The sequence below is a fragment of the Bradyrhizobium sp. Leo114 genome (assembly GCF_055229415.2).
Genome location: NZ_JBUYEN020000003.1, coordinates 251,647 through 269,506 on the forward strand (window position 1 = coordinate 251,647; position 17,860 = coordinate 269,506).

At 59.9% G+C, this 17,860-nt stretch carries 12 protein-coding genes and 3 pseudogenes; 6 read left to right on the top strand and 9 right to left on the bottom strand.

The genetic code is table 11. The features are described 5' to 3' along the window. Positions 1–221: 221 nt before the first annotated feature. Positions 222–373, top strand: a pseudogene (locus ACZIRK_RS05455) (ArsC/Spx/MgsR family protein); the annotation flags it as partial. 1,011 nt (positions 374–1,384) lie between these two features. Here ACZIRK_RS05455 and ACZIRK_RS05460 read toward each other — a convergent pair. Then, positions 1,385–1,933: a c-type cytochrome gene (locus ACZIRK_RS05460; protein ID WP_130231814.1), complete on the bottom strand. Its 549-nt coding sequence runs from the start codon at positions 1,931–1,933 to the stop codon at positions 1,385–1,387. A gap of 292 nt (positions 1,934–2,225) precedes the next feature. Between ACZIRK_RS05460 and ACZIRK_RS05465 the strand changes: the two genes are divergently transcribed. Further along, positions 2,226–3,174, top strand: a protein-coding gene (locus ACZIRK_RS05465) for an IS630 family transposase (RefSeq protein ID WP_130227910.1) whose coding sequence is annotated in 2 segments (ribosomal slippage) — positions 2,226–2,561 and positions 2,563–3,174 — 948 coding nt in all. Because the reading frame shifts where the segments join, the coding sequence is not laid out codon by codon here. A 6-nt stretch (positions 3,175–3,180) separates the two neighbouring features. On the opposite strand, the gene ACZIRK_RS05470 is transcribed toward ACZIRK_RS05465, so the two are convergent. The 5 genes from ACZIRK_RS05470 to ACZIRK_RS05490 form a co-directional block, all read right to left on the bottom strand. Then, positions 3,181–4,818 carry a SulP family inorganic anion transporter gene (locus tag ACZIRK_RS05470; RefSeq protein WP_130227909.1) on the bottom strand — a complete coding sequence of 546 codons (1,638 nt, stop codon included), beginning with the start codon at positions 4,816–4,818 and terminating at the stop codon, positions 3,181–3,183. A 34-nt stretch (positions 4,819–4,852) separates the two neighbouring features. After that, entirely contained in the window at positions 4,853–5,341 is a 489-nt protein-coding gene (locus ACZIRK_RS05475; RefSeq protein ID WP_130227908.1) for a hypothetical protein, read from the bottom strand. Positions 5,342–5,500: 159 nt separating this feature from the next. After that, positions 5,501–8,566 carry an efflux RND transporter permease subunit gene (locus ACZIRK_RS05480; RefSeq protein WP_463327051.1) on the bottom strand — a complete coding sequence of 1,022 codons (3,066 nt, stop codon included), beginning with the start codon at positions 8,564–8,566 and terminating at the stop codon, positions 5,501–5,503. Positions 8,567–8,571: 5 nt separating this feature from the next. Continuing rightward, complete coding sequence (locus tag ACZIRK_RS05485) at positions 8,572–9,687, bottom strand: efflux RND transporter periplasmic adaptor subunit (RefSeq protein ID WP_463327052.1); 1,116 nt, start codon at positions 9,685–9,687, stop codon at positions 8,572–8,574. 453 nt (positions 9,688–10,140) lie between these two features. Continuing rightward, complete coding sequence (locus ACZIRK_RS05490) at positions 10,141–10,485, bottom strand: hypothetical protein (protein ID WP_165435369.1); 345 nt, start codon at positions 10,483–10,485, stop codon at positions 10,141–10,143. 514 nt (positions 10,486–10,999) lie between these two features. Here ACZIRK_RS05490 and ACZIRK_RS05495 point away from each other — a divergent pair. Together ACZIRK_RS05495 and ACZIRK_RS05500 are read left to right on the top strand one after the other, a co-directional pair. Beyond that, positions 11,000–11,315: pseudogene (locus ACZIRK_RS05495) on the top strand (patatin-like phospholipase family protein); the annotation flags it as partial. Between the two features lie 231 nt (positions 11,316–11,546). After that, positions 11,547–12,014, top strand: a pseudogene (locus ACZIRK_RS05500) (IS66 family transposase); the annotation flags it as partial. 1,488 nt (positions 12,015–13,502) lie between these two features. Here the strand turns inward: ACZIRK_RS05500 and ACZIRK_RS05505 are convergent. Then, positions 13,503–13,832 (bottom strand): DUF1488 family protein, encoded by a 330-nt coding sequence (locus ACZIRK_RS05505; protein ID WP_463327053.1) that lies wholly within the window; start codon positions 13,830–13,832, stop codon positions 13,503–13,505. A 748-nt stretch (positions 13,833–14,580) separates the two neighbouring features. Here ACZIRK_RS05505 and ACZIRK_RS05510 point away from each other — a divergent pair. Further along, complete coding sequence (locus ACZIRK_RS05510) at positions 14,581–14,964, top strand: response regulator (RefSeq protein ID WP_130227915.1); 384 nt, start codon at positions 14,581–14,583, stop codon at positions 14,962–14,964. Positions 14,965–15,065: 101 nt separating this feature from the next. Beyond that, positions 15,066–15,845, top strand: coding sequence for a sensor histidine kinase (locus ACZIRK_RS05515; RefSeq protein WP_130227914.1), 780 nt, complete (start codon positions 15,066–15,068; stop codon positions 15,843–15,845). 384 nt (positions 15,846–16,229) lie between these two features. On the opposite strand, the gene ACZIRK_RS05520 is transcribed toward ACZIRK_RS05515, so the two are convergent. Further along, a complete protein-coding gene (locus tag ACZIRK_RS05520; protein WP_130227902.1) occupies positions 16,230–16,472 on the bottom strand; it encodes a hypothetical protein in 243 nt (80 codons plus the stop codon). Positions 16,473–16,541: 69 nt separating this feature from the next. Next, on the bottom strand, positions 16,542–17,834 hold the full coding sequence (locus ACZIRK_RS05525; RefSeq protein WP_463327054.1) for a glycoside hydrolase family 130 protein: 1,293 nt from the start codon (positions 17,832–17,834) through the stop codon (positions 16,542–16,544). Between the last annotated feature and the right edge of the window lie 26 nt (positions 17,835–17,860).

Below are 17,860 nucleotides of genomic sequence, written 5' to 3' on the forward strand. Positions count from 1 at the left end.
GTGACTTGCTGAACGCGAAGCTTTCAAGCTTAGGGTCATAGGCGAACTTGGCACGGCTTCCGCGCGGCGTTTCCACAACAACATGGACCTCCCCATCTTCCGTAAAGGGCGGAAAGTTGAAAAAATTCGGCATGTCGCCTCTTTTAGGAAAAGCGCGAAGGAAGAGATGAGCGAGGAATTCCGTTCATCTTCACGAAAATGATCCCGCCGCACGCTGGTGCGAGAAGGGCACGCCATTCAAGGAACTCGGTCTCGACGATCCGAAATGGAGCGACGACGAGCTACCGACTTCATGATGGCGTATCCGATCCTGATCAATCGGCCTATCGTCGTCACACCGAACGGCGCGCGGCTACGCCGCGCTACGCTATAGCCGCAGGACAGACGCTGAGGCTCGACAATGCTTGCTCGGCGAGCTCCGAGCCAGCGGCAGTACTACATTTGGTACGACATGATCGATCGAGGTGCGGCTTAAGTGCTGCTGCTTCGCTTTTCGAAATGTCCCGGTCCAATCCATCATGGGTACAATGCAAAATCGATGCGCTAACATGCTGATTCTATTAGCACTTCGGACATCAATCGGTCTATTCGTTTTTTTGGGCGATAGCGGTTCAGATATTCATCGTCGATCTATTCCCTCATGTTTCCCAATCGGTTACTGGCTTACGTGATTGCCATGCTAAGCAGGCCCTTGGATCTTTCGGGTCTCCGGTACTGCGTGCGTCGCAGTACTGAGTGAGTTCGTGCAGTACCGCGCCAATCCCGTCCACCTTGTCCATCTATTTGCTTCGGCCCGAAAGTATCGTGCCGGTCTTCACACGCCTAGCACTGCAACGTCCCGGTCGTAGTTTTGGCGGCGATTGAGAAGGACGCTTGCCGATTTCTGTTCGCAGCGGATGCTTGCGTCTACAGAAAGGCGCGCTGAAAGCCTCAACCAACATTGGTGTGGTCGACGAACGAGCGTTGCCCTCCGAAGGCAAGGGTCACACGTTCGAATCGTGTCGGGTACGCCATTTTTTTGTTGTTTTCCAGCGCTGTATGCGTGCTTCGATAAAGACTTTGGGCCGCCGGCTCGTCCGGACGAGTAAGCAATCCGAAGACAAAGTCGCAGTTGAATGCCGATAACTTCGACCCGCCGAAAGCGCTCGTTACCTTAGCGCGGAGGATTTGCTCAGGCGTTAGGTTGTCACGTAGTTCTTTTCGTGAGCACGTCCGCGCGTGCCTGATCCGGGGCGAAGAGATCATCAGCACGTTGCACTTGCTACGCCGGTCTCGCTGACGGGGGTTGTCTCTTCTGTATCATCTGCAGCAAGTGGAGCAGCTGCCCTAGGGTGCACCGAACCATGCTGACACACTTCAAATCGAAGTTATTTGCCGGGTTCTGCTACTTCGCCGCCGTCGGCAGCGGTACCGGATTATCCGAAAGGGTACGCAGATAACTAATCAGATCGGCCCGTTCGCCCTCTCTCGGGATACCGGCAAAACTCATTGCAGTGCCGGGGATGTACCCTCTTGGACTGGCAAGAAACTTATTCAACTCCTCAAAGGTCCACGTGCCGCCCTTCGCCTTCATGGCCGCAGAGAAATTGAATCCGCGCCCCTCGCCCCGGTGATCGTTGACGATTCCGTAAAGATTTGGGCCAACGCGGTTGGGGCTACCCTTCTCGAAGGTGTGACAGGACGCGCATTTTCTGGCCGACTCAGCTCCCCTCTCGACCGAGGCGGTCTGCAGCAGCTTCTCGATTGGCTCAGAGGCTGCCGGCGCGGCTTCCTGGTCGCCACCATGCGCTTCTTCCTTCACCGCGATCTCATAGCCCGGCTTTGTCGGTATCGCGGGCGCGAAAATTGCGCTGGCGGCGAAGTTCGTCACCAACACAAGGATGCAAGTTCCCAGAATTGCACCGAGTATCTTGTTCAACTCGAAGGAATCCATTTTTAACTCCCCCTCTCCGCGCAGTTCGAGCGATACCGTCTTGTGCGAGCCGCCGACCAACATTTTTCCGCCGCCCGCGAGGCCGAGCGACACACGTCACTCACCCTCCCTGTTTGCCCCTGAGAACGCCACGGCTATCCAAAGCCGCCAACATCAAGGGAAAAATTGCGTTAGCTATCAGATCGCCCTCAGAACAAAGACTAGAGCGGTTCACGAATTTACTGAATCTGGAGGGATTCCGGTTCAGCGGCGAATATGATTCAAGATGCTGGCTGGATGGAGGCCAGCATCTATGGTCAGACCCCTTTCCGACGACCTGCGGAAGCGGGTGGTGGCGGCAGTATCGAAGGGCGAGAGTTGCCGCTCGGCGGCCGTGCGTTTTGGCGTCGCCGTCTCCTCGGTGGTGAAGTGGTCGCAGCGTTATCGGGCGACCGGCTCTGTTAAACCGGACAGAATGGGCAGACAACGCAAGTCGGTGCTGGACCCGCACGGCGACTTCATCAAGGAGCGGATCAGGCAGACCCCGCATTTGACGCTGCACGCGCTGAAGGACGAGCTGGCGACGCGCGGGGTCGCTGTGTCGCATAACGCGGTGTGGCTGTTCATGCGCCGCGAAGGGCTGCGGTTCAAAAAAAACCCTGTTCGCTCTTGAACAAGGCCGCCTTGATGTGGCCCGCCGGCGGCGACGCTGGCGATCGTGGCAGGCCGGCCTTGATCCTCGGCGCCTCGTCTTCATCGACGAGACCTGGATCAAGACCAACATGGCTCCGCTGCGCAGATGGGCACCGAAAGGAACCCGCCTTCGCGGCTTTGCACCACATGGCCACTGGCGCACCATGACCTTCCTCGGCGCACTGCGCTATGACCGCCTGGCGGCTCCCTGCCTGTTCGACGGGCCGATCAACGGGGAATGCTTCCGCGCCTATATCGAGCAGATCCTGCTGCCATCGCTGAAGCCTGGCGACGTCGTCATCATGGACAATCTCGGCAGCCTCAAGTCGACGGCGCTCCGCCGCGTCCTCAAGGCCGCCGGAGCCAGGCTTTGGTATCTGGCGCCGTACTCCCCTGACTTAAATCCGATCGAGCAGACCTTCGCCAAGATCAAGCACTGGATGCGCGCCGCCCAAAAACGCACTATCGACGAGATCAGCCGACACCTCGGCGAACTCATCCAAACCATCCAGCCAGACGAATGCAAAAACTACTTTGCCAACGCTGGATACGGTTCAATAAAAACGTGAAACGCTCTAGTGTCGCATCGCCCCCATCTCTGCCAGTATGCGCGGCAGAACGTCCTTCAACGAGCGGAAATCGTCGAACAGGTCCTTCTCCGGCACGACATCCGGGACGAGGTGGAGCGTCTTCAAGACGTCGAGCTGCGCCACTGGTAGCCCGACGATCAGGATGCGCTGGCCGGCGGCCTTCAGATCGATCAACGCATCCACAAGTGCATAGGCACCGGACTGGTCCATGAAGCGGACCCGGTCCATGCGCAGCACCAGGACCTTGCCGCCCTGTGCGCGCAGGGCGATGTCGGCGAAACCGCGGGCGAAGCCGAAGAACAGTGGACCCTCGATGTGCTTGACAAGGAGCCGGTCGTGGTCCGCCGCGGGCAGGCCAAGCTCGTCGGCCCAGGGCTCGTCTGCCATCGGACCGATGGTGGTCTGCTGTTCGGAGAGATCGGCGACGTTCTTCATGAAGACGAAAGAGGCCGCGATCAGGCCGGCAGCGACGGCGACGATCACACCGGAGAAAACCGTCAGCACCAGCACCAGGAGCATCAGCGCCGCATCAGCGCGCGGCACCTTTGTGATGTGGCCCAGGCCACGCCTGTCGATGCAACTCAGGCCGGCGGCGACGAGGATACCGGCCAGCACCGCCGTCGGGATGTATCGCACCACACCGGACAGGCCGAGCAACACCGCCAGCAGGAATAAGCCGTGAACGACCCCCGACAGACGTGTGCTGCCGCCGGCCTCGATATTGACGATGGTTCGGATGCTGGCGCCAGCGCCAGGCAGCCCTCCGACCAGCGCCGCGGCCATGTTGCCGACGCCCTGGCCGATCAGCTCGCGGTTGCTGGCGTGATGGGTCTTCGTGATGTTGTCAGCCAGCAAGGCGCTGAGGAGCGAATCGATGGCGCCGAGCAATGCGAGCTCCAGCGCCGTGGTCACGATGAAGCTGACCCGCGTGAAGTCGAATTCGGGCACGACAAAGGCCGGCAGCCCGGACGGGATGGCGCCAATGCGCGGCGCGTCCACGCCGAACAGGAGCGAGCCCGCGGTCACCAGCACCATGGCGACGACGGATGAAGGCACCGCCCGCGTGACGCGCGGCAGGAGATAGATGATCGCAAGCGTCGCCGCGGCCATCAGCGCGACAGGCCAGGCGAATCCGGCGGGCAGCGTGTGCAGCTTGGCGAGGATCTTTGCGGGATCCGAGGAAGGCGCCGCCATTCCGGCCATCGGGAAAATCTGCTGGATGAAGATCAGGACGCCGATGCCGCTCATGAATCCGGAGATCACCGGATACGGCACGTAGCGGATGTAGCTCCCGAGGCGCAGCAGTCCCATCAGCGCCTGCAGCGCCCCCGTCAGCAGAAAGACGGCGACGACGAAAGCAAGGTTCACCTGGCCGTTGGGAAGCATGCTCGCGGTGACCACGCCGGCCGAGACCAGGGTCATCGGCGCGGTGGGGCCGGACACAAGCACCGGCGTACCACCGAATAACGAGGCGAGTATCCCGAGCACGATCGCACCATAGAGACCGGCTTCCGGGCCAAGACCCGAGAGGGCGCCGAGCGCGAGGCATAACGGCAGGGCCACGACGCCCGCGGAAAGCCCGCCGAACAGGTCCCCTCGGCTCGGAATAAATTTGATAGCCATTATCGCCGATCCACCTGGAAGCTCTGGGCCCGTCTCAGTTGTCCGGCGAGTACGGCAGCGCAGATTTGTGCGCGCAGAGCCGCAACCGGCCGTCGGCGCAGCGGCGAAAAACGAAGGTCTTGTCCACCATGATCTCATCCCCGGATGAGCTCTGCGCATAAACATTGCCCATGGTGATGGCGATGTTGCCGTGAATCTGGATTCCGTTCTCCGCGGCGTTGTTGTCGTACCAGACCTTCACCCAGTGATTCAGCGCAAATCCCTTGTCCTCCGGGAAGTCGGGATCACCTGCGACGAAATAGGACAGCGCACCCTTCTTCGTGCTGCGGAACGCGTTCTTGCCGAAGGCGAGCGTCGGCTTGAAGAAGACAGTACCCTCCGCGTAATCGTACAGGTCATCGATCAGCGCGCTGGCGACGGCACGGAAGTCACCGCCTTCGGCGTGCACCGCGCCAATGCGTATCAGTGCGTCGCACCAGGCTTGCTGAACGGCGTTGACGTCGTCTTCGGTGATGGGGATCATGAGGGTGCTCCAATCCTTGGCTTCTTGGCCGGGAGACAAGTTTGCAAGCGGAGTAACTAAGATTAGCAGTCCGTCCGCCCGGTAGGAACCGATTTCGCGATACTGAGCAGCGAGCGACTCCGGCCCGTGAACTCATGCCCGACACCCTCTCCGCCCGGATCAGCGTCCCGCGTGATCGATGGCGTGGCCGGGCTTTCCGCCGAAACCGAACAGCAACAAGTACCCGGCAGGAACGAACAACAGCGTCAGCATCGACGCCACGGCAAGCCCAGACATCATCAACACTGCCATCGGCGTCCAAAGCGCTCCACCGAAGATCGCCATAGGCATCAACCCGAGAACGGTGGTCGCCGAGGTCAGAAGGATCGGACGCAACCGCTTTTTGGACGCCGCGACCACGGCCTCCTCCAGGTCCAGCGTCTCGCGCTCAATATCAATCTGGTCGATCAGCACGATCGCGTTGTTGATGATGATGCCCGCAAGGCTGATGATCCCGAGCGTTCCGAAGAACGACAGCGGCTGTTCGGTCGCCAGAAGCGCCCAGGGTATCCCGACGAAAATCAACGGGATCGTCACGAACGTCAGCAGCGTGCGACGGAATGAATTGAATTGCAGGATGATCGCAAACACCATGACCACCAGGGCAGCCGGAAGCCATTTGCTGAGTCTTTGATTGGTCTCGGCGCTTTTTTCGATCTCGCCGCCGATAACGACTTGGTAGCCGCCGCCGAGATCGAGCTTGTTCAGGCCGGGCTGGATAGAGGCCAGAAGCTCACCGGCCGTCAGCGTCGCGCTGCGGCCGGTGGCGATGACCGTCCTCTCCTGGTTCTTCCGGCGAATTCTCGAAAAGTCAAAACCCATGCGCAATGTCGCGACCTGGGCGAGCGGAATAAGGCTTCCATTGTGCGCGAAGGTGGCGCTGGTCAGCCCCTCGATGCTTCTGTGTGTCTCCGCGCCCGCCCGGAAGACGATCGGGATGGAGTTATCGCCCTCGCGATAGACCGAAACCGATGTTCCCGTGAAATATGTTCTCAACTGCTGGGTAATTTCTTCAGACGTCAACCCGAGCTGCCGGATGCGGTCCTGATTGACGTCGACAATGACCTTGATGACCTTGTTGCCCCAATCGTCATCATTATCTCGAATCCCTGGAGCGTTGCGGAATAGCGACCGCACCTGCGCGCTCAGCGCGAGAAGGCGATCTGCATCCGGCCCGGATATTTCCACGTCGACGATGCCAGCTTCCACCGCCCCCATCGCCAGCCGCTTGATCTTGAATCGCGCTTCGGGATGACTTTGGAATAGATACTTCCATCCACGATCCGCAGCGCGAACGGCACCTTGATAGTCCTTGGTGTTGACCAGAAAAAAGGCCGTGCCTGGGTCCGCCGGCACCGGCGTCAATGACAGATAGAACCGCGGCCCGCCATCGCCGACATAAAGGATGTGGCTCGCGATCTCCGGGTTTTCTTGCGGGTCCGCAAGCCACCGGGAAATCTTCAAGGCGCTGTTTTCGGCCTCCGATATGTCGGTGCCGTCAGGCATATTCATGTAGATCAGGAACTGGTTACGTTCGCTGAGCGGAAACATCTGCTTGGGGATCCGGCCGAACTGCATGACGGAAAGCACGACCAGCACACCGCAGATTCCCAACACGACCGGAGAGGCGCGAAGCACCACGCGCAGCACCGCGCCATAGGCCTTATGAAGGCCCGACTCGGGATTGCCTTCACTGCTAGTATGGATTCTCGCGCCCATGAACCAGACCGTCAGGGCAGGAAGAATATAAAGCGCGGCAATCCATGAGCCGCCCAGCGTGACCGCGACGACAGCACCGAGTGAAAAGCCGTATTCGCCCACCGCTCCCGGAAGCAGGAAGAGCGGAAGAAATGCGGCGACCGTCGTGACCGACGAGACCAGGAGTGGAAAAGCATATTGCTGCCCCGATGCCAGCGCGGCGTCCGTCGGCGGCATGCCCCGTCCGACACGACTAATGATGTCTTCGACGATGACGACACCATTGTCGACCAGGAGGCCAAGCGCAATGATGATTGCCGCGATCGAAACCTGCTCAAGCGCGATGCCGAGCACGCGCATCCCGATGAGCGAGAACATCACGGCAAAGGGAACGATCATCGCTGCGATCAATCCGACCCGCAGCCCGAGGAAGATGATGACGATGGCGCCGACGACGAGGAACGTCTGGGCCACGCTCGAGAGCGCCGAGTTGACTGCGGCGCTGACCTGTTCGGCCTGATAGGCCGCGAAATCGATTTCGTACCCGATCGGCAGCTTGTCCCGATAGTTGCGCGCAAAGGCGCGAAGTTTTTTCCCGAGTTGGGTGACGTCCTGATCCGGTTGCATCACGATGCTGAGCGCGACGGCGGGCCGACCATTGAAAAAGATCGGTTTTACCTTCGGCGAAACGTAGTCCCGGCGCACCGAGACGACGTCGGATAGCCGCACCAGATTCTCGGTTGTGCCAACCCGGGTCAACATGGTTTCGATGGCGCGCACATTTGGAAAATCGCCGGAAGCCTCCAGCAGGATTCGAGTGCCGTCGGCTACGATATTCCCGGCCGGCAGGATGACGTTCTGTGTCTGCAAATCCTTGACAAGGGTGGTCACCTGGGCGCCCACGGCCGCGAGCTTGCTGGTATCGATCTCAAGCCAGACCCGTTCGTCCTGAACCCCCAGCACTTCAACTTTGGCCACCCCGCGAACCAGATAGAGCTTCTTGCGGAAATCGTCCGCGACATCCTTCATCTCGCGCTGCGTAAAGCCCTCGGCCGTGATTGCAATTGTCGCAATCGCGACGTCGCCGAAGTCGCTGTTGACGAAGGGGCCGATGGTGTTGTCCGGCAGCTCGATCTTGACGTCGGTCATCTTGTCGCGCAGGCGCTGCCATGCCGCGTTGACGTCACCGACTTCGTCCTCGAGGTCGACGTAGACGATCAGCGATCCCTCGATCACCAGCGAGCGGATATCCTTGACCTCGGCAAGCTCCCTGATCTTTCTCTCGATCGGAACGGCGACCAGATTTTCCATGCGTTCGGGGGCCATCCCCGGAAACAGCGCGGACACCACCGCCGTTCGAATCACCACGACCGGATCTTCGCGTTTGGGGAAATCAGGATACAGCGCAAAACCAGCCGCCAGCAGGCCTATCATGATGGTGATAGTGAAGCGCGAGCGCGCCAGGCCGAACCGGGTCAGAAAATTCAAAAGCGCTACTCCTGGAGCGGAAGAAGCTTCACTTTCTCACCATCAGTCAAATAGGACACTCCGGCCGATGCCACGATGTCACCGACACCGAGTCCCTCCGTAACGACAAGGCGATTGTCGCGAATGCCGCCAACGGTGATTTGGCGCTTTTTGACCGTCGAGCCCGCCGCGTCATAGAGGAATACGGTCGCGACACCCCGCAGATCGTTGCCGCCCTCCGGAACAAGCACGGTAAGCGGCAGCAAGAAGCCGCTTGCGCTGCCACCGATCAGCGGCTCTTCTATCGTTACCTCGACCGACATACCGGCATTAAGGCCCGGCGCGCTGTTCTTGAGCCTGACCACGACGGGAAATGCCGACACTTGTTGGGCCTTCGAGCCCAGCTCCTTGATCTCCCCCTTGAGGGAAAGATCGGGCCTGTCGGCGACCTTGACTGCGACCGGCTGTCCAACCGTGAGCGTCTGGAACGTTCCTGACGGCACCAGGAAGTCCATCTCGAAGCTGTCGTCGCTATACAGCGTAACGATCGATTGACCTGCCGCCACCTGGGCAAACGATTTCACCTCGACGCCGGCAATTGTGCCGCTGAAGGGAGCCAGCAGCTTGCTGCGATCAAGATTGTGAGTTGCCAGATCCAGTTGACGTTGTGCCTGGTCGAGCTGCGCTTTGGCAGTCAGGAGTGCTGCGTTGGCGCGATCGAAGTTGGCTTGTGTCGTAACAGCTCTCTTCAGAAGCTGATCCTGGCGCTGAAATTCCGCATCGGCATTGTCCAACTGAGCCTGAGCCTGCCTTGCGCCGGCGCTCGCCTGGTCGACCTGTGTCTGCAGCGATCGCGGGTCGATCTCTGCCAACACGTCTCCCAATTGGACTTTTTGGCCAGCTTCCAGCGTTACGGCCCTGAGCTGTCCGGCGATTTCGAAGGACAGACGGCTGACATCGGCGGGCTGCAGGATGCTTGGGAAGTGGCGCAAACGGCTCTCCGCCGTCGTAGCGACCTTGTAGGCGCGAAGGCCGCGAACCGACTGCTCGGCAGACTCGCTCTGCTTTTCCGAGCAATTGCACAGGCCTAGAAGCAGGATCAGTCCCGTGGCTATCGCAAGCGCTTTCTGACCGGAGTTCACAACCAAGCTCCGCGCAAAGGACTTTTCATATCATAGCCGAATTATTTTGACCGTCCACTCGGCCCGCTTGGAAGACTAGCGGTTGACGCTGCCATCCATCAACGCTCTCCGCCCACCGCCGCCGTTGGCGGATCGCTCTGCCTTTTTGGCCGGGCGTCTTGGAGGACTTCATCCGCGCGAAGATGAAGATGGAGGCCGTTTGCGCGGGTCTCGCCTCCTGCTCGCGATCAGGATGCGAGCGCGAAGCGATCCAGGGCCGTGCCTTTCTCCCTCGTATCAGTCGGGCGGCAACGCTTGTTTGCGTGGTCACCCGGCTCGGGTTCAATGATCCCTGTGCCTGCCGCCGTTATGGGCAATAGTCCCAAAAGCCCTGGGTGCGGGACGGGTCGGTATAGTACCAGCACATGCCGGTCGCGGGCGCGGCGCCGGCCCAGGCAGCTGCGGTCGCAGCCGTCACAAAACCGATTGCTGCTCCGGCCGCAATCGCGCCTCCCCGGGGCCATCGATACCACCCTGGTCGAGTCCATCCGCCGCCTCGCACGACGGTTCTACCGCGAACCGCGGCGTTGCCGCGTGGTCCGACGACGGCCGTACGACCGCGATACACGCCGCCCCGCGGCCCAACCGCGGCGCCGCCGCGATGAACGACGGCCCCGCCACGCGGCCCAACGCCGCGCCGCCGCGCCGTCCTCCTGCGCGCGCTTCGATGATGTCGGAAGATTTTGCGGCGTATTCGCCGATGCCGGCGGGATTAAGCGGCGCCGCCAACACCGTTCCGCCAGACACGGTGGTAATCATCTGATCGCAAGAATGGAAGTTGCCGCCTTGGCTATTCGCAAGTCGTAACGCATCATCGCACCTCCCTAGTGTGGATTTTTAGATTTCTCCCAATGACGAGCCTGGCTCATGGTCCCTCCGACCGCAGGGCCGTCGCCGTGCAAACCTGCAATTTCAAGCATATCGTTGCGTATCCGGTGAGACCCTCTCTCCGATCAGGTCTTCCCGCAAGGGCACGACGGCGAGACGAATAAAGTTTAAGGCGGCCAGATTCGACCAACACTGACGAAGGCAATGACGCCTATTCGATTGCCCAGCCTGAGCCGCGACACAGCTTGGGAAGCTCGGGATTGAGCGCCGTATTGGCCTCCGGGTCAATCGCTCAATCTTACATTTTTCCAGATCGGCCGGTGGAAAGCTTTAAGGTGTGTTGATACGATCAAACTTAAGCGTTCAGACCCTACTAGCGGTGTCGATGCGCCCCGAAGTCTACAGACATTTGCGCGATCACCAGCGACCGAACCAGGCGAGACCGATGGACTGGCACCCTGTATTGATCGATCTCGCCCTTCAAGGCGGCGGCTCGCACGGCGCATTCATCTGGGGGTGCTCGACCGCTTTCTCGAGGAATACTGGTTTCATATCGCAGCAATCTCTGGCACGTGGGCGGGCGCCATGAATGCGGCGGTGCTCGCCGATGGGTGGGTACAGGGGCAGGCGGAAGGCGCGCGCCGAGCACTCGGTGAATACTGGGAGCGCGTCTCTCGCGCGGCGAGGTTCAGCCCCTGCAGCGCTCGCCATTTGACCGCATTGCGGGGCGATGGACGCTCGATTCGTCCCCGGCCTATCTCGCGCTCACGCCCGAACTCGCGATGGATTGAAAGTATTATTCAGCGTTTGACGGCTGTAGAGTCACCGTCGCCCTCCGAAGGCAAAGGTCACACGTTCGAATCGTGTCGGGTCGCCAGTTTTTCTCTATTTTACAGCGCGATATGCGCGCCCGAACCGAAATTGCAGTTCTGTCCAATTCGAGCGAGTAAGCAATCAGGAGAATTCGTCGCTGAGTTTAGCCAGTTGTTCGGGAGTTTGAAGCAAAGGCCTCTGGCCAATCTCAACGCCTGCGGATTGCTGCCCAGCGTCAGGTCCGCTTTTCCGAGTTAGAAACCTGGATGCGCCAGCAGCGAGCGTTACTCTCCACCAAGAACGATACCGCCAAGGCGATCAACTACCTTCTCAACCGCTGGACAGCGTTCACCCGCTTCCTCGACGACGGTCGTGGCTGCTTGTCAAACAACGCAACCGAACGTGCCTTGCGTCGCATCGCGATCGGAGACTTTTGCCGGCTCTGACGCTGGCGGTGATCGCACAGCCGCCATCTATACATCGAGACCTGCAAAATGAATGATGTTGATCCGCAACCTTGGCTAGCCGACGTGCTGTCGCGGCTTCCTGATCATCGCGCCAGCCAAGTCGCCGATCTGCTTCCGTGGACTTGGAAAGCCGCTCAACAATCCAAGACTGCATCTACTGCGCGATCTTGTAGAGGGTAAGAACGATAAGTTAGGCAACGAAGGCGAAGTGATTCTGTGGATTGGCCAAAACCACGCGGTCTACCGGCAAGGTCTTCTCGCCGCGGCAACGACTGGACCCGCCGCTTCAAAAGGATCGCCAACGACGCCTATCCGCCCAACGCGGGATCCGCGATCGACATGAAGAAACGCGATTGGACCTTTGTAACGCTGTGCCTCGCTAGAGCGATTTTTGCGGCCGTCGGGAGTATCAAGGTCGCAATGAGCTATAGGGCCCATCGTGCCGCATCGGACTTCAGCAGTTCGCATCGGCCCCGCTACCCCCTGGACATGGCGCGGCCTACCCGCTCTCGGGGGCGTTTCGGGTCGATTCCCTTCCACGCCTTGGCTTATTTTGTGGCATGTCCCGGATTTAGGGCGCACAATCACCATGTCACCGCCCGGTACCGTGGCAAACATCGGTGATGAGAACGCCGGTCGCGCTCCCGCCAATCCCGAAGGGATGGAGCAGCGCATGCATAGGCATCGTCGTATTCAACAATCTGAAACGCATCAAACTAGACCGGCACAAGCGGCTGTTCGCTTGCGCCAACAAGCGACGGGTACTCTGCCGCGCATCAAACGCGAGCGCCTTATCCGCAGAGCCCAACAAGCCGATACGGCCTCCCAGGTGGACGAGTGGCTTTCCTCGCCCCGGGGCTGAGCACACTAGGTTCAAGCGGGCCGCCGCGATGCTCCTAGAACGAAAAGCCCGGCCACGAGGGCCGGGCTGATCGGAAATATATTCGAAGATGGACAACCCATAGAACTAACGCGTATCGACCCAGCAGTCGATGCACAAAGCGACGATAAACGTCCGTAACACCACGGTGTCCTGAACAGGTGTGACCAGCGAGTGCTCCCGCCGCCGCCGCCACGACATCGACGGTGCCGAGAATGTTGATGATGGTTACAGCCAGCGAGCGCTTCGGTCCTGATCCTTGACTAAGCGAGTCAGGCGGAAAGGAACTGCCATGCATCGCAACCTCGATGTTTTCAAGGACGCCTTGTTTTGGGGTGCAATGGCTTTGGCGTGTCGCCAATCGTCTTGAGTGGCGCGCTTCTAGTGTGGCTACATCGATAGTCTCCGAATTGGAGCAGCCCGGCTCGGCTGCTGGCGATCTTCCGGTCGGTCCAGTCCTTCCGCGCCGCGTGAGCACCATCGCCGCGAGATTGGCGATGTGGTTCTGAACGCGGTAACCGTCGAACTTGTTTTCGTGAATCCATTGTTTGCCGAACGGCGCGCGGTCGATCAAAGAGCGCCAGAGAAACGACCTCAGAGCGGGTGGCATCTGAGGCCGCTTGACACCTACCGCTGGGCATTGAGCAAAATGTCGACCGGTCAATAGGCTAGGCTTTCGGAGATAAGATCACCGATTGCTGAGGACCAAGAACTCCAAAGATCGTTCGTTCCGTCGTAATCTGAAATATTTGAGTGCCCTAACTAAACTTGGCCACACCTCCCCACGCTCAAAAATTAGCGGCGACCAGATCGTAAGAACCTCTGCTTCCGCGAACGTAGACCTTGGCAGCGGCGGCGCATATTCGATCACGGTTGGAATCGAAAGCGTTCAGAAGACCCGACTCGTCAGGATGGGCATCCGGTTGGAGGCGCCTCAATGCGCCTTCGTCTATGAAAAACGATGCCTCTATCGCGCTATCGTGTCCCCAAAATCGCACGGCATGCCGCGTTCGATCATATGAACGACTGTGATTTGGAAACTCAATCATGTGGCTGTGACCGATCAGCTTGTCGGTGTACGAGGCGCCCTGCCCGTTTGCAGACCCGCACCGAGGCATATTCGACGGCCACAAGATCGGGCGTGGCGAAAGCACGCGCAGCGGGAGTGTGACTGAAGCGATCCGGTTGCGGTCAAGTATAAATGGCTACGCCGGAATCGGATTACAACCCTGCTCGATCCAGCCCGACAAATAAGTTTCAACCTCGTTATTCGGCGACGTGTCACTATATCTTCCATATCACCGCGCGCTTCCCCGGCTGTCATCGGTGACTGAGAGCATTGCGCTCCCGCCGCGACCAAAAGGCGGCCGATATGTTCAATCTCTACAAGTTCAGTGTTCGCGAGTGGCTGGTGCCCCCGGTATTGCTGCCGAGCTTTTTTTGGTGCTGATCGCCGCCGCGATGCTCATTCAATGGTAGTCCACTTCGGCGGGTCGAGACAATCGGCTCAGGCAGACAGCTCGTTCGCCTCGACGAAAGAACGCGGCCATCGTTGGTTAAGGAGTTGGACGCCAGAGCGGTGGCCGCCCTGGATGAAGCCCGCCGGGAGATCAGCGGAGGCGATGAATAAGGCAACTTGCAAAATGCCGCTGAAAGGCACGAGCATTTCTTCAGCAAGAGCGGCGCGCGCCGGCACAATGACGGCCGTTTAGCGCGACTTCCTTCCCGATCCACCGTTCACGCATCGTGATTGGCTCGCGTATTCAGGAAAAGAGCGCTCTGGCTTGGATCATATGTGCGCCGAGATGCTTGTCCCTGATCGACCGCCTGTCCGAGTCGATAGCCGTTCTCGTGGACGCCCATCCGATGGTGCTCGATCTTTCATGCGTTCCAGCCGTCGTACTCATCGTCGAGGACGAGATGATGCTCCGCATGCGCGCAGTCGAAATGGTGGAAGACGCCGGCTACACGCCGGTTGAAGCCCTGGATGCCGACGAAGCCATCGCGATCATGGAATCCAGGTCCGACATCGCGCTGATGTGCACCGACATCCAGATGCCCGGCAGCATGGACGGCCTGGGACTTGCACGTGCCGTGCATGAACGTTGGCCGTCGATCAAGATCATTGTGGTGTCGGGAAAATTGAACCCGTCGAACAGCGATCTGCCTGCCTGCAGCAAGTTTTTCGGCAAGCCACTCGACGCCAGGCAAATGATAGCCCAGATGCAGAGCATGATCGGCCAGACCTGACGACGGCAGCCTTCACGTCGATGCCGGCAACATCGTCTGATGGCGTCGTCAGACCCCCCGAAGATCGGTGCGGCAACCAACTCAGAGTGATACAATTGGGGATGACTGAAGACGATCTCCATACAGACCAGCGCGCCGGGAGCGGCGCAGAACCGCACCAGGACTTTCTGGCGGCGGAGAATGTCAGCCTGCGGCTTCTGCTTGCGCAGGCCGAGATCAATACCCGCAGTCTGCTTGCCAACGCCGGCATCAAGGCCCGGGAGCGCGAGGCGTCCGACAAGCTGCAGAGGCTGATCCTTGAAGAGCTGCACCACCGCATCAAGAACACGCTCGCGACCGTGGGAGCCATCGTCTCCCAGAGCCTGCGCACTTTGCAGGGAGCGGAACACGCGCAGCACACGATCGGAGGCCGGCTGCTGGCGCTCGGACGAGCGCACGATCTCCTTCTACAGGCAAGATGGACCAGCGCAGATCTTGGCACCGTCGTCCGCGGAGCCACCGAAGCCTTTGACAGTCCGGATGTGCCGAAATTCTCGATTTCGGGACCAGACATCCGGATGACGCCGGGTGCCGTCATCGCCGTCGCGATGACGCTTAACGAGCTTTGCACGAACACCACGAAGTTTGGCGCCCTGTCGGTCCCGGAGGGACACGTCGACATCGCCTGGGCGCTGGATCCACAGACACAGCGTTTGCACCTTGCATGGACCGAGAAAAACGGTCCGGCAGTGCACCCTCCAGAAAAGCGCAGCTTCGGCACGAGGCTGATAGAGACGCTGGGCAAGCAGCTCAAGGGCGACGTGCGGTTGACCTACGAGCCGACCGGCTTCGTATACGCATTCGATGTGCCGATCGCTTCTCTGACTTCGCCGGCGGCGTAAGTCCGTATTCAGATCGATTGACGGAGCCAGGGGATATTGCTGGTCCGGTAAACAACGGCCCCAGCAGGGGAAGAACTGGGGCCGTCATTCATCGGATACCGAGGGGGACGGCATCCGGTCACCTCTTACCAGGTTTGTCCCGTGAAATTGGTTCCAACGTCCATTCGAGAGCAACGGGGCGAGCGTGAACCTTGGCACACTCAGTGCAGACAGATAGCTACCGGAGGATTGCAATGTCCGGACTGACACAATGCCGCCAGGCATTATTCCGCGACGTTGTGCGTCCTAATTCCGGACTCTTGAGCCACCACAGCCGTCGGTAGCTGTGCCCCGAGCACGCGTGGCCGTCCAAGTCACCGGCTTTTTCGGCGCGCGCGATCGACCTCAGTCGAATGCGGATGGAAGCTCGCCCTTGCGAAAGATGACGGTTGGCTCGTCGTCATAGTCACCCATCTCGGGATCGCCGGTGGATGAGAAGGCAATGACGCCGAGCTTGCTTACCGCCAGTCTCTCTGCCGTCTGCAGTGCGCCCCTTGCCGTCTTGCAGGCGATCGGAGCATCGGCTTTCAGGAATCCTCCCCGGCCGGCGTTGAACGCCTGGACGAAGTAGCTTGTTTCGCGAGCCATGCGCGTCTCCTTGGACCTCTCTTTGGGGCGCTTCTTTGAGCGCGCAGGTCAAACCGTGCGATTTCGGATTCAGGACATCGACTGCAGCAGCGCAGAAATCTTGATGGTCGCGAAATTGGAGAAAGTGTCCGATACGGCGTACGGCAGAATGAGTTGATCGTTGTGGGTCATCGCCCCGCAGGTATAGACCACGTTGGGAACGTATCCTTCGCGTTCGCCTGGTTCGGGCCGCAACAATGGCTCGCTCGAACGCGCCAGCATCCTGGACGGGGCGCGCTTGTCGAGCAGCACGGCGCCAATCGAATATTTCCGGACCGGGCCGACACCGTGCGTCAACAGCAGCCAGCCTTCCTGCAGTTCGATCGGTGATCCGCAGTTGCCGATCTGCACAAACTCCCAGGGAAACTGCGGCTTCAGGATCGCCTGACCGCCTTCCCACCTGTACAAGTCGTCAGAATAGACCAGATAGAGGTTCTCGTTATCCTGTCGCGCGATCATAGCGTACTTGTCGTCGATCCTGCGCGGGAACAGCGCCATGCCCTTGTTGCGAGCGGCGGCACCATGCAGGGGTGACATGCGAAATGATAGGAAGTCACTTGTCTCGATCAATTCCGATCGGATCGCCGTGCCCTTGTAGGCGGTATAGGTTGCATAATAGGACGTCCGTCCGCCATCGCTGAATTCGACGAAGCGGGCGTCTTCGATGCCGTTGGACTGGGATTCCGTAACCGGAAAGATAACGCGTTCGCTGATATCCTGCTCCGGCCTGAAGATTACCTCAACTTCGTCGCCGATCGGTCCGGGTGCCCGATATCCGATCCTGGGACTCGAGGCGAGCCGGGCCGTCGGATCGACCGTAATGCTGCCGTCGGCCGCGATGGTGCCAGCGCGAAACGTCAGAGACGACACATGTCCTTCTCCGACGGCACGGAGGCTGAGAATGAAGCGCAGGCTGCCTGGCGGGGCTCCCGACTGGTCGGGGTGCGGAACGATGCTGGGATTGAACAGCGCCGATGCTTCGAACGAATACTCATGCAAGAAATAGGCGCCGATGAGCTGGCGCTGGACTTCGGAGAAAGTGCCGTGCGCCGTAAGCGCCTCTTCCATTTCGTCGGCCCGGAGTTCAAACGTCTTCAGGAGGTTGGGGTGCCGGCCCTGGAAGTTCTCCAGCACGTCCGCCAGTTGGCTCGCTGCTGTCTTCGCGTCGAGCGCAAGAACGCGCTCGACGATATGGTTGGCGCGCGTCTTGTCGGTCGGATTGAGATCGCGCGGTTCGGTCGCCGGCTTGAACGGGCGCACGATCACGCGCGCGGGATCGGGACGCAGATGAAGTGCCTGCCGATTCAGAAAAGTGGCTTGCAATGGAGTTCCTCTGTTCGCCCAAGTCA